The sequence below is a fragment of the Telluria sp. BA11 genome, from assembly GCF_056680305.1.
Genome location: NZ_JBWXQA010000002.1, coordinates 16,697 through 29,855, shown reverse-complemented (window position 1 = coordinate 29,855; position 13,159 = coordinate 16,697). Strand labels below are relative to the sequence as shown.

11 protein-coding genes are annotated in these 13,159 nt (G+C 56.2%); 5 read left to right on the top strand and 6 right to left on the bottom strand.

The window, feature by feature from the left end; translation table 11 throughout:
* Positions 1-6 precede the first annotated feature (6 nt).
* From AC1MGT_RS23260 to parM, 3 genes are all read left to right on the top strand, one after another.
* Positions 7-702 carry a WGR domain-containing protein gene (locus AC1MGT_RS23260; RefSeq protein ID WP_499504397.1) on the top strand — a complete coding sequence of 232 codons (696 nt, stop codon included), beginning with the start codon at positions 7-9 and terminating at the stop codon, positions 700-702.
* A 3-nt stretch (positions 703-705) separates the two neighbouring features.
* On the top strand, positions 706-1,161 hold the full coding sequence (locus tag AC1MGT_RS23255; protein ID WP_499504396.1) for a hypothetical protein: 456 nt from the start codon (positions 706-708) through the stop codon (positions 1,159-1,161).
* A 413-nt stretch (positions 1,162-1,574) separates the two neighbouring features.
* Entirely contained in the window at positions 1,575-2,729 is a 1,155-nt protein-coding gene (gene parM, locus AC1MGT_RS23250; RefSeq protein WP_499504395.1) for a plasmid segregation protein ParM domain-containing protein, read from the top strand.
* Positions 2,730-3,373: 644 nt separating this feature from the next.
* On the opposite strand, the gene AC1MGT_RS23245 is transcribed toward parM, so the two are convergent.
* From AC1MGT_RS23245 to AC1MGT_RS23225, 5 genes are all read right to left on the bottom strand, one after another.
* Positions 3,374-4,756: a hypothetical protein gene (locus tag AC1MGT_RS23245; protein WP_499504394.1), complete on the bottom strand. Its 1,383-nt coding sequence runs from the start codon at positions 4,754-4,756 to the stop codon at positions 3,374-3,376.
* 379 nt (positions 4,757-5,135) lie between these two features.
* Positions 5,136-6,218 carry a ParB/RepB/Spo0J family partition protein gene (locus AC1MGT_RS23240; RefSeq protein ID WP_499504393.1) on the bottom strand — a complete coding sequence of 361 codons (1,083 nt, stop codon included), beginning with the start codon at positions 6,216-6,218 and terminating at the stop codon, positions 5,136-5,138.
* Positions 6,218-7,486: a ParA family protein gene (locus AC1MGT_RS23235; RefSeq protein ID WP_499504392.1), complete on the bottom strand. Its 1,269-nt coding sequence runs from the start codon at positions 7,484-7,486 to the stop codon at positions 6,218-6,220. The genes AC1MGT_RS23240 and AC1MGT_RS23235 overlap by 1 nt, the downstream gene beginning before the upstream one ends.
* A gap of 421 nt (positions 7,487-7,907) precedes the next feature.
* Positions 7,908-8,795: a hypothetical protein gene (locus AC1MGT_RS23230; RefSeq protein WP_499504391.1), complete on the bottom strand. Its 888-nt coding sequence runs from the start codon at positions 8,793-8,795 to the stop codon at positions 7,908-7,910.
* Positions 8,792-9,796: a tyrosine-type recombinase/integrase gene (locus tag AC1MGT_RS23225; RefSeq protein WP_499504390.1), complete on the bottom strand. Its 1,005-nt coding sequence runs from the start codon at positions 9,794-9,796 to the stop codon at positions 8,792-8,794. Before AC1MGT_RS23225 ends, AC1MGT_RS23230 begins: the two co-directional genes overlap by 4 nt.
* Before the next feature lie 466 nt (positions 9,797-10,262).
* Here AC1MGT_RS23225 and AC1MGT_RS23220 point away from each other — a divergent pair, with 466 nt between their 5' ends.
* The gene (locus AC1MGT_RS23220) at positions 10,263-12,110 is read left to right on the top strand and encodes a DUF7380 domain-containing protein (protein WP_499504389.1); all 1,848 of its coding nucleotides are present in this window, start codon (positions 10,263-10,265) and stop codon (positions 12,108-12,110) included.
* Between the two features lie 462 nt (positions 12,111-12,572).
* Positions 12,573-12,836, top strand: a complete 264-nt coding sequence (locus AC1MGT_RS23215; protein ID WP_499504388.1) for a hypothetical protein — start codon at positions 12,573-12,575, stop codon at positions 12,834-12,836.
* On the opposite strand, the gene AC1MGT_RS23210 is transcribed toward AC1MGT_RS23215, so the two are convergent.
* A complete protein-coding gene (locus tag AC1MGT_RS23210) occupies positions 12,837-13,091 on the bottom strand; it encodes a hypothetical protein (RefSeq protein WP_499504387.1) in 255 nt (84 codons plus the stop codon). It abuts the gene before it with no gap.
* Between the last annotated feature and the right edge of the window lie 68 nt (positions 13,092-13,159).

Below are 13,159 nucleotides of genomic sequence, written 5' to 3'. Positions count from 1 at the left end.
ACGTACATGAACAATCAAACAGTAGCGCAGGTCAGCCTGCACAACAACACCGGTAACAGCGACAAGATCTACGAATGCGTGGTGGTCCGTTCTGGTGACCTTTACCTGGTCAACACGCAGAACGGCCGGCGTGGGGGTTCGATGACCCCGCGCACGAAAACGAAGAAACCGGTGTCGCTTGAGGCCGCGATGAGCATCTACGACAAATTGCTGCGCGAGAAACTGGCTGACAATTATTACGTGCTCGAAGGCGACAACGTTGTAGCCGCGCCGGCAGCCTCCAACGACTCAACTGGCGCATTCCATCAACCGCAGCTGCTGAACGATATCGATCGTGACGCGGCGTTGGCGCTGATTGAAGACGACGACTGGGTGATGGAAGAGAAGATGGACGGTAAGCGAATTGCTGTCGCCATTAGTGCTTCTGACGTTCACATCTCAAACAAGTCGGCCCGAGCATGCAGCATTCCCGCACCGATCGTAACTGCAATCCAGTCGCTGGCAAGCCTCGAGTATTTGGGTCCTGTGCTCTATGTCGAAGCTGATGGCGAGCTAATAGGTAATAAGTACCATGTGTTCGATATCTTTTCGATCGACGGTGCCGACTTGCGACATTTGCCATATGAGACCCGTGCCGCGCACTACGCGAAGCTGATCGGTCGAAACAAGGCGCTCGCTGGCGGCGTCTTCGACGCTATCTAAGCTGTGGAGACGTTCTATGGAACTGCTGCGAAGCGCTCTGCATTCGAGCGTATCGAAGGTCGGAATGGTGAGGGCGTGGTGTTCAAGCGCCGAGATATGATCTACGCACCTGGTCGTCCTAACGGCGGCGGGCCAGCACTGAAGTTCAAGTTCAGGGCGAGCTCGACGGCGATCTGTCTAGGCGACACCGGAGGCGGTAAGCGCAGCATCAGGCTTGGAATGCTGTCAAGCGATGGTGTTGTTGTCTACGTCGGCAACGTGACTGTGCCACCCAACCAGCCTATTCCAAAAAGTGATGACCTGGTGGAGGTGCTGTATCTCTACCGATATGAGGACGGCTGTCTTTTCCAGCCTGTCTTGAAAGGAGTTCGCGACGACCAGACGCGACAGGACTGCACTCTCGCGCAGGTGAAGCGCATCAAGTTTAAAACTGATTCCGAGATGGACGACGACAAGTAACCTAAGCAAGAACCAGACTCGAAAGTAGCTTTTTCGAGTCAGGCTCCACCCCGCCAGTGCTGCGGGTTTCTGACCATTGTGGTCAATGGCGCTTGTAGCATGTGTTGGCGCGCTCGGTCTGTCCAGACTGATCATCTTCCTTCTTCCCTCCTGCCCTCCTCCCCGACCTCTTGGCCGATACAGCCAAACTGAGCGCGCGCATTCCGCAGTATTCATGTGCAGGCGCTAATCGTTCCGCAGACAGAAGGAAACGGATAACCGGATACATCCCTAAAAGTCCCTAAAAGTCCCTGTTCGACCCATAAAGACCTTAGAAGACCTTGTCCGGGCCTTCGCTTTACGGTACAGTCTGGGAGTAGTCAATATCGTAATCCGCGTAGTTAGGCGGCAATTATCATCAAGAGGGCAATCACATGGGCAGCAATAGGCAGAAGGAAACGCAACTGGTAGTGGGGCTCGACGATGGACACGACACGAACAAGGTATGTTTTGGCTGGGACGCCGACGCAAAGTGCTGGCGCTATGGGTACCACAAGTCCCGCGCTGTAGAAGGTCTTCAGCAGGTCATGTCGATGGGAGGGACTGACCCTGCCGGCGGCGCATATGAGACGTCCGGCAAGCGTTTCACAGTGGCCGGGTCGCAAAACCTCCTCCAGGCCCTGGATACCCGTATGGCCGGGTATCCCCTGTCCGAGCTGAATCGCATCCTCGTCACTCACTCTCTGGCAGCCTGCGGACTCGGTGACACACAGGTCTACCTGATCACCGGACTGCCCGTCGACCAGTATTACAAAAACGGAGCACCTAACCACGAGCTGATCGGAAAGAAGATCGAAAGCCTCGCTACGCCTGTTGCCCGGATCGGGAAAGGCCCGGCGCTGGCGCCGATCGCCGGCCAGAGTGTCGTAAGCGAAGCCACCGCTGCGTTTTACGACGCACTCATTCATCACGACGGCGAATACGACGCCGGAATTGAAGCGATCATCACACGTCGTCCTGTCGCCGTCATGGACCTGGGCGGCAAGACAACTGATCTCGTCGTGGTTGCCGAGAACGTCAGTTCGGTCTACAAGGACCAGAGCGGCACGAAGGACATCGGCGTTCTCCAGCTGCTCGATCAAGTGGCCGAACAGATCAAGTCGGAATTCGGACTGAATGACAATCCGCCACTGCCGTATATCGAAGAGGCCTGCCGCACGAAGAAGTATGAGCTGTTCGGCGAGGACGTCGATGTCTCCCATATCATCGTGGCGGCCTGCCGAGGATACCTTGACCGGGTGAAGAATTTCTTCGTCTCCAAGCTGCGTGACGGTTCAACAGTCGGCGCGGTGATCTTCGTCGGAGGGGGCACCGCACTGATCAAAAGTGCGCTCGGTGAAGAGGCGTTCGCTTCTATCTTCAAGGGCAAGCGCTTCATTGCCATGGACCCGGAATTCGCTAACGCACGCGGGATGTGGAAGTTTGGAATGTATGTGCTTGAAGCCGCAGAGCGTACAATTCAAACCCCGGCCGAGATGCAGGCTGCGCAAGCAAAGCCCTTGCGTGCCAGTACGGTCGCACCTGTATAAAAGGACTAAGTATGGCGAAGGGTAATCCGAATAGCGCTGCAGTTCAGTACAAGGTACTTGTCAAGCCTACGGACATTGGACTGCTCGTGATCAAGCGTATTGAGCGTCCTCATGTCGACAAGAGCGCCGAGCTACGTCGGTTCATCGAACTCGGATACGCGGCTGAACAGGCTGGATTCATCCTGGACGGTACGATTCTTCGCCACGCCGGTCGCATGTGGGACACTCAACCTAGCCTTAACGTCCAGGCACAAACTCCAGTTAGCCAAACTGGGGCGAACCAAGCCGCTGAACCGCAGCATGCACCGGCTCGACGTTCGGCTAAATCTGAGCCTGAATCAGCCCAGGCTATTTCAGGACCACAAGATCCGGTCCCGCTGACTGAGAGTGCAGACAATGCTCCACCCTCGACCTCATCCTTGCGAGGAAAGCTGCGTGGCTTGTCGGGCTAATAGCCTTTGACGAAGTTTCTGGCGGCCTGCGCCGCCTTTTTTTTCGCCTAACGAATTGCGCGGTTTGTGCCCACCGCGACCAAGCTGAGAATTACGGATCAGCATGCCGAACGGACGACCAAACTGGCTTCTGAAACCTGCTTGATCCACGTACAGCGTCTCCGCTTCTAGCCCGCTCTAATCGCCGCCAGGTCACTCGGTAACAGGCACGAGGTTTCCTCTGCTGATGCCGACGTAGAAGTTTTCTAAGTCCCTCCATCCTCCGATCAAGACCCGCTCGATGCCGCGTGTGACCTCCGCCGCACCGTCAAAGAAACGAACCACCATGCCATTGCTGACGTGTCGAAAACGCTTAAAACGCGTCGCCTTGGCTATTTCGAGAAGCTTTGCGAGTGCTGTGCTTGGTGTGCTGGATGGGATCAACTCTGCGGCGCCTGGAGCCGTTGCTGCGGGGGCAGGGCGGGCCTTGTGGTTCTTGTCCGCTGAGGAACGATTGCCGGCCTTTGACGCAGACAGATCAGTGGCCTTCACACGGGCGAGATAAGCGAAGTCGTCCCCGCAGTTCATCAGGAAAAGCAGGTATTTGACTGCACGGCCACCAGTTGCCCCAGCGTTGCGGATCGTGTCGCTTTTAACGGTCCAAACGTCCTGCAGCCGGTGTCCGGTTTGCTTTGCAGCGTTCATCAAAGTTCCAATACCGCGTCCAGTGATGCCCAGCTCGGCTTGCATCGCTTGAAGGTCAGCAGGGACGTTGAATGGTTTTTCGCCCTTGACGTTTTCATCGAAGGCTCCTTTTTGAAGGGAAGCTTCTTTTAAAGAAAAGACCTTGTTAACTTCATATATAACACCGTGGGACAGGCCAGTCTCTTCTTTGCAGTTTTCAGCCTCCGGCGCGTACGGGAGGACAGGGTTATCCACAAGGGTCTTGACCGATTCATGGGATGCGACCTGGGAAGATCGGGGTTCGCACGTCGAGCTCTTTGCCTGTTCCTCGATAGCCCGTCGATGAATGATTGCTAAGGCCTTTGACAATTTGCTACCAGCAGGCAAGGCTGGCATTGGTGCTGCCTGTCGCATCGGCAATTGCTGAGCTGGATTAGTCGCTGACGTTGTTGTAGACAGCGGCGTTGCAGGGGGAATTACGGTACCTTCATCCTTACTAGCGCTTCCCCCGTCATCATTCTGACGGCCCTTTTCTGGAAGGGACATGAGGCGACGCATAGCTGGCGTGAGCAGGTATTCGCGACCATCCCACTCGCCGTTGTTGTTGCGTCCATCATGCGTCGCGCTGGGGACGAGCCAACCCTTCTTCTTCATCATTTTGATTGTGCGCGAAACTGACTTTGTGCTGATGCCAATCCTCGCGGCCGTGCGGTCGACGCGGATCCAGATTGGCTGCTGTGGGTTTTCGATGTTTGCCCTTCGGATGATTTCGAGGAAGGCGATGCGCGTTGTCTCGGTCAACGCCGCGCGGATCTCATGCCTGGCATCAGCAATTGCTACGTGCGAACGGATAGCGCAATTGAACTCGCCGTATTGCTCTAGAAACTCGGTGTATGGCACGTTTGAGCTCATGCCTGACCTCCATTTTCATGAGGGCAGGGGAGGTCGTCCGGACGACCAGAGAGGTTATATATAGGCGAGCAATAGCCCGCCTGTGAAAGACGTAAGCGCACAGGTACTCCTTAGCGGTGTTGCCACCACAAAGTGTTTGACTTAGCTTACATCGGGGGATATAGTGAGGATTCTGAGTCTTCACTAGCGTTCCCCGATGTAAGGAATCTAGGTGTTAAATGAAAAATCCCTGCCGCCAAGCAGGGATTTTTCGTTTCTGGAATGGTTATTTGTCCATGTCTTTTCTCGCAATCTCCGGTAGTATTTTTCTTGAGTGTTCAAACTTTGAACACTCGTAACTCGTTGATTATTAAAGGTTATTTCGATCTTCTTCCGAAAATCAAGGTTCTGTCGTTCTGTTCGCGTACTCGTTCAACCACTGGTGCAAGTCCTTTTCGAACTTTTCGCCATCCAGGTCGCCGGCTTTAATGCTCACCGTAACGGCGTTTGCGGCCTTCTTAGTCGTAAAGACCTCATGGCCATCTCTCGTGATCGTCCGCGTGCTTTGCTTGGGCTTGGCCTTTCGCGAATGCTGCGCGATAGCTTGGAGGATCCACCCCTTTAGCGCATTTTGTTTTGCGACTCCATCAACCAGGCGGCGCACCCCTTGGATGATGATGTCGGAATGCTTGGGATATTCTTTTACGAGCCCTTTGATCGTGTTGCTGGTCGTATAGCTAAACAAGCTTGGCTTCGCCTCTAACATCTCAACTATCGACGCTGGCAACTCGAGCATGTCCAGGCAGCCCGAAACCGCCGAGGGCTGCACTCCGAACATATTTGCTGCCTCGCGTATGGATTTGCAGTATTCCTTGTCTAACGAACGGCGATACATCTTTGCATACTCGTAATCCGACAGTTTTACATTCCCGGTGACAAGTAACATCGACTCGAGTTCGGCTTCACCATCAGTCCGATGCTCAATAAGGGCGTCAATTTCCGTCCAGCCAATCGAAAGTGCGGCGCGTTTGCGGCGATGGCCGGAGATAAGTTCGTACCGGTCGTCGACAATGCGTACCTTAATTGGATCCGCCTGGCTACCGGCCGCCATCGTCTTAGCGAGGGCATCAATTTCTTCCGGGTTGTATTCCAGGCGTGGCTGGAAGGGCGAGTCGTCAACTTCGGACAGAGGGATGCGTTGAACGCGATCTGTTGAGTTTTTCAACTCTTCGATCATCGCGTCACGTTCACTGATAAGCAAATCGCGCTCCGCGATTTGCTGAGTGTACTTGAGGGCTTCGTTGCGGAAGGCGCCGAGCTGACCAGGCATCGTTGTCGGAGGGCGAATTGGGGTGACCGCCGCGATCGGTGCGCCATCGGCTGCACTGGCATCAGTTGACGCCTCTGCTGTAGAAGGAGGCACAGGTTTCTCCCGGCCAATCCCCTCGGTTTTCCTTTTCAGACGTTCTTCAAGCTTACCCATTACGCACCTCGCCTTGTTCGTGAACCAACTGGGGAGCGCTTCACATCAGACGGCGTGACTGGAGTTTCACCCGCATCGGCGAGCCTTGCCTGCCATGCGTTCTGGATTGCAGCATCGATTTCCGCAACAAATCCGTCGAAGGAATCGAAGGCCCGGTTTAGGGTCCGCTGACTTCCTTCGTAGTGCTCGATGTCGTACAGAGTTTGAAATTCTGCACTCGCGTTCTTCACGATGTCGGTATCGATGATTTCAGCTTGAGCGACCAGCTCGTGATAGGTTTGCTTGATCCATTCTTTCACGACAGCAGTAGTAGCGGCCGAGGTCTTGACTTTGGAGAGCACTACCTTGATGAACTCGAAATTCTTATCGATCTGCCGACTCTTGTTGAGCGTCGAGAAGAGTTCAGCGAACTGGCGGAAAAACTGCGTCGAGGACGCAAAATCGAGCGTCTCAGGTGGGACAGGTACGATAAGGCCATCCGTGGCCATAAAGGATGCGATCGCCAAGTAAGACAACGTAGGTGGCGTGTCGATCAAAATCACGTCGTACTCGGCGCGCAGCGGTTCCAGAGCAGTGTCGAGAACCTTCCAGAATTCAAAGTTTGGCTCTGCCGCCTGCTTGTTTGGAAGGTAATAATCCGCACCGAAGAGGGCAGGGCAGGACGGGATCAAATCGATGCCGCTCCAGTAGCTTGGGCGAGGCGCATACCGCAGGTCCTTTTGTTCGCCATAAACTACTGGCATGACCGTCATTTCCTCGCCCACCTCGGCATCAGGGACGTATCCCATCAGCGTGGTCGAACTGGCTTGAGGATCGAGGTCGATCAAAAGTACCTTGTGACCACGTAGGGTAAGACCCTGGGCAAGAGCCACCGTACAGGTGGTTTTGCCGACTCCGCCCTTGAAGTTGCCAACCGCGCACACAATAGCATTCTGGCCTTCGGGGCGACCTTGATACGGACCATTGGCGCGTACAAAGTCTTGGGTCTCCGCAAGCGTGAACATGCGGCTGCGCGCAGTGCCAGTCAGTGTACCTGCCGGGAAGTTATCCTTTTTGCCGCGCGTGCAAAGGTAGTTCAGTGCGGCCCGGTCAATGTTGCAGAGCTTCGCCACCTTGGTGCTCGAAAAAGACGGAGCTACTTTTCTAGGATGTGGCTCTAACAGGTCGTCGCGCAAGTTGACGAGCATATCTTGTGCGCGGTCGGCGATGGTTACCAGCCCGCTAATGCTAACGCGCGACGGCGCCTTGTTGACAGGCTTCAGAGCCATAGAGTGACATTCCTAACAAAGACGTTGGCTTGTCTACGATAAATGGTCGATTTAACGCAAAACCGTAGACAGGAAAATTTCCTAGATACTATACCAACTGCCGTGGGAAAGAAAGTCAATGATGACGATAGAGAAAATCGTCGTGTTCGGCGAAGTAGTACGTGAACAGCAACTGTACCACGGCCTCAACCATGCTTAAAAACGAAAAGTGTTAAAAAAGGCGATCTTCTTAAACTTGCGCTGACACAAGTCCATGCAAGCAAACGAACGCCAACATGGCTTTTCCGAACTAATTTGCCGGGTCAACGCGGCTGACAAGCAAAGAACGCGTGTTTAACCAGAGCAAACTATTTGCTCAACCTAAGCTTGACCGTTGCTCCATCGCAACGCATGCTAGGTCCGTGCGCGAGTCACTCTGCGTTCAAATAGAAGGGCGGGCTTGCGGCATCATGGAAGCCATGCGAGTGACTAATGCCCGAACATCCTCGATGCGAAGATGTGGCTCGTTGGCGAGGAGCTGCTTATACAGAAGGCTGACAATCTGGAGCGCGTCGACCGCCCGTACTGGAAGCGCTACGGCATTGCGGCCGCGCTGGATCACGCGCACGAAGTAGTGGGAGTCCTGAAAGTCTATATGGAGCGATTTGTCGTGTGTGCGACCGTGGCCATCGAACTTCACGCTGGGGACCATGTTCTCGAACAGGGCTAGGGATAGATAGGCCTCCTGAACGGTAAGCTGGACGATGATCTTGTTCTGCCAGTCGAACTCCCGGCGACCCCCGCCCAGCGCCAGCGCCCCTTCGATTTGGATCGTGTGCTGGTTGCTCGAGCGGGTGCGCGCCTCACTCACGCACAGCGCGGCACCGCTGCCGAAAATCTTGAACGAATAATAGGGTGGGTTGACTGGCGCAGCCGGTGCCGGTGCCGGCGCCGCCGCTGTAATGCTGGAGATCACCTGCAGTCCAATGCCACGGAGGTACGATATCGCCCGGGTCCGGTTTCCGGGATTTGCGTTGGCGACCTTGATCATCTCGATGCCGGCCAACCCGTCGAGTTTGGCCGCAGCGATGATGGCGGCCAGATCGAACTGGAAGCCCAGCTGCTCGACTGTGCGGCGCACGCTTGGCGCCAGCGCGTGCACGACGGCGGCGAGCTGCTGGCGGCGCTTGGCCTCGCCGACGGCGAACCATCTAAGGTCGTCGGCGAATGCCTTGCCTTCGGCGGTGCCAACGAGCTGGCGCAGCTGCTCGCTGGTTACGGAGGGAAGCCGGGCGCTGGCCAGCGTCTCGAGGATGATCGACAGCTTCATTTTTTTGGGTCGTCTTTGATGCGTGTGAACTTGTAGTCGGCAGCGGAACGCTCGAGAGCAAGGCCGAGCACGTCCTTCAATTCGTCGGGACTGGCGCCGTTATCTAATTGTGCCTTGGCGAACGTGTTGCGCAAGGTCCGGCCGCCAGCCCGGGACATGTCCAGGCCCGCGCGCTCAAACGTCGCACGGATCTGTTTGTAGACGGTTTTCTTGGTCATTTTGCCGCCCTCGACATTGGCCGGGAACACAAACTCGCCTGGCAGCGCGAGCTGCTTGACCATTCTCTCCCGTTCGTCCAGCCACAGCCGCAGTTCTGCCACGCCTTCGCGGGGCAGGGACGTGACGTGCTCATAGCTGGTGTCGTGTTTCTCCTCAGGCGTAATGGTCAGGTCGATCGAGCCATCTAGCTCCACCTGGTGGCCGACTTCATGCACGAGCAACCCGATCGCTTCGGCAACGCGCAGCCCAGCCAGCGCCATGACGACTTGCATGGCGCGATCGCGCCGGCGCTTCCAGCCATCGAAGGCACTCACGCGGCGCCGGCGCGGCGGATCCGCCGGCAGGGCGTCGAAGAACCGCTGCAGCTGCTCTGGTGAGAGGGTACGGCCAGCGTCATCTTTTGGAAGCTCGGTGCGGTCGGTTGCCACAATTGCCTGCTTTGCGGGATTAGGCGTTACGCCTAAGTGCTGATAGCAGCGTTCCAGGAGGCGCAAGTAGCGGTATTCGATCTTGCTGTTGAGGACCCGCTTACCGCCGTCGACGCGGTTGACGTAGCGAGCCAAGTCTTCGTGGGTCACCGTCGAGAACGTTTTACCATGTTCCGTTATCCACGCCGAGACGTTGGAGAACATGGAAACGTAGGTTCTGGCGGATTCGCTCGAGACCGAACGGAGCATGCCGTCGGCCGGGAGGCGCTGGGCGGTTTTAGCGAAAGCGTCAGTGCCGAGGAATTCCTTGAACGCCTGTACAGGGTCGCTATCCCACGAAGTGATGTTTTTCATGGCCAAAATGGAAATGGATACGTCGCCAAGTATACCACTAAAGGTAATTAACCCACGGATACGGCGCGTTAGCCCCAGCTGTTCGATGGCCGCTGACTTCGGCACAGCAGGGGTCTTCTCTCTGCTCTCTTTTTGCTCTTTTCTCTCTCTAAGCTCTTTTAGCACTGGGGTGGTCGAGTCGTCAGGGGTGTTCGGAATTAGAGTAGACGCGGTGTGTCTGGAGGGTATGGGTTGGTCATACTATCTGTGGGTTTATTACCTTTATTGGCGCCCGATAACCTGCCCCGCTGTGGGGGCGCGATGAATAATGCCCTGCCTATATACTCGGTAAGAGAAGAATCCATACGCCTTTTGGCTACGATTCTGGTCAGTACTTGGCCTAACGGCAGTAACCGGCGTCGCAAGAACAACCTGGTGCTGCGCCACTGTGCAAATAGCCTATCAACTTAACTTCAACTCAATCACCATGTCCGAGCCGACGCCGCCGCAAATCGCACTGACTGTCAACCAGTTCCACGCCTCCGGCGTCACTGCTGTCCTCGAGGCCAATCCACACCTGACGCTGAACGAACTCCGAAACCCTCTGCATGTGGCCGCCGATCTGGCCAGAACAGAATGTCGCCATCCGCACGCCGCGATCCTGGACCTGATGAGTCACATCTGCTCGATGATGCTGCAGCCAGCTGTAGTAACGGCTCCGCTTGCCCCATTCGCAATTTGGGGAGACGGCACTTGCAGCATGGGGCCCGAGCACCTGCAGCCTGAACAGCTGGACTTCATTGCTGGCGTGGCCGACGTGATCACCCACCGCGCTCTGCGCGCGCGTCTGGGCGATCTGGTTTGGCTGAAAGCCAAGCGTCATGGCAACCGGTTCGCGTTGCGCGCCGTCGACGATTACCGGGCAGCTCCGTTGGAACACGCGACCTGGCATACGCACGGTCGCGCTAGTTGGCACCGTGCCCTGCAGCTGGCGGCGTCGCTACGTGGCGCCGCCGGCGACCGCGTTAAAGAGATGGTCGAGGACCTGACAAGCGCATTTTTCGCGCACAAGGATGAGGGCGGGGTTGTGGCGCTGGCCTATCTGCGGCCGCTAGAAGCTGAACGCCTGGGAAAATCTGCTGCGCAGCAAGTTGCCGCACAGTTGGCGCTACTCGCTCGCCGCGAAGCGGACCGGCCTCACCCATTCAACGCCGCTGCTTATTTACACTCGGCCATCGACTGGTTTAGGCGCATTGGTGATAACGCAGGCGAAGCCGCCATGTTGGCCGAACTGGGCGAAACATGGGAACGTCACGGCGACGCCACTGCTGCCGCGTTTGCGCGTCACGGGTTCTATCAAGATGCCATCTCCGCCTACCGCGGCGTCGCCGGCCGCTTTAGAGAAACACACGATATCCGTGCCGCGCTCGAGCGAGCACGTTTGAAATACGAGCAAGCCGGCCGCGACTCCGTTGGCGAGATGATCGCTGTTCCAATGCCAGCCTTCGATGCCACTGACCTGGTGCGCGCCGCAACGGAGCATGTTCAGCATGAGGACCCACTGCAGGCGTTGTACGCCTTCTGCGAGCTCGACACCACTCCGGTGAAGTCCGAGCATATGGCGCGTGCGCAAGCCTCCATGGGCGAGAGCTTCGTGGCGCGCTTGTTTGGTGTCACCACTCTTGACGGCGACGGCCGTGCGATCGTGCGTACTGCAGCGCCGGCGATTGATACGGCTCCGGATGAGAACCCGCGCGTGGCTCAAGAGGCTATGCGCGACTTCGTGCGCGGTGCCGAACTAGTAGCAAGCGCGATGATCTCGCCGGCACTGGCCCAGATCAAGATCGACCACAGCTTTACGATCGACGACTTCCGGATGCTAGCCCTGTGCAGCGGCGTCGTGCCACGCGAACGCGCGAGTATTTTTGGCAAGGCCCTGTACGCGGGCTACTGCCACGACCTCGAACAGGCGCTGCACATTTTAATGCCCCAGTTCGAGCACGTCGTGCGCCAGGCTCTTAAAGGCGCTCATGCGATCACCGCGACGCACGAGGACGGGATCGACATGGAAGTGGCCCTGGCGGCACTTACGGAGCGATCTCAGATGAACGAGGTGTTTGGCGAGGACATGACGTTCGCTATCCGTTGTTTGATGTGCGTCCAGGGCGGCCCCAACCTGCGCAATGCTGTCGCCCATGGACACGCGGGTACCGATGAGTGCGATAGCCCTGCTGGTCTCTACACCTGGTGGTTCCTACTGCGACTGATCGTGAGGCAATATCAGATACGCGCAAGCGAAGCGAGCTCACCGTCCACGGAATTGGCTGCACCATGACCAACAGCGAGAGGAGGCTGCCACGGTTGACATACTAGATTTCCAACGTCACCTCATTTAGGCGCTGACCGCTGGTAGCAAGACGCGCGACATCGCCAACGGCTGCGTTGAACACGGCAGCGAAAGCCGTGATAGCGGCCACGCCACCACCGACAAAATGACTGTGCTAGGACGTGAATGGACACGGTGTCCATCGCGACACCTTTGCAAGTCACTGTTTACAAAGCAACCTTGCATTTCCTGTGGTTAATCGCTTACACGTTTTGGCCGAAAACGAGCATTGATAATCTGAGGCGATAGACTAGACACGGCAAATAAGTTGCTGTACATTAACGCTGTCGGCCTCCGGCATTTTTGTACCCCAATCTGAGCTCCTTTGTCTATGCAGTGCATAGACAAGTGACGACCGTCACTTACTCCTTTTTTAACCCGCCATGCGGAATTTACTAGGAGTAGTGAAAAATGAAAGTCTTGACCCAAGCATCCAAAGCAGCACACCAGTCCATCCTGGAACAACCTCAAGACGGCCAGCGCTACTCGAAATTTCCTGTGCATGAGCTGGAGTTTTGGCAGAAGCTGTTTGCCCTCGCAAAATCGCCGATCAGTGCCCAGGAAGTACTGGACGAGATCGGCGAAATCGAAAACGAACCTTGCATCGAGAATGAGCGCGTTTTCCGTAACGTGCAACAAGCTCGCAGCTTCGCAAGGCTTGCCTTGTTAAACTGATTAGTGCAGGTCGAGCATTAAGCATTTGGCGACAGGAACCTGGCAACCCAGGGTCTTGTCTGCCATTGCCAACGCCATGTTGGCCACGTCGACGAAACCTCTCGCCTTCATCTCTGGATCTGTTTCGCGCATCGTGTTGCTGAACAGGTTCACGAGATTTTCCTCCGACGGACTGTCCGGATCACTAGGCGCTCCTGCCTCACGCAAAAATCGCTCGTATGCGTCCTCTGGCAGGCTATTCAGGTCTGTAGTCATAAAATTCCTTCAAGTAATAATGTCCCCATTGTAGACGCCGGTCCGCGCCACGCAAGTCGACATCTCCA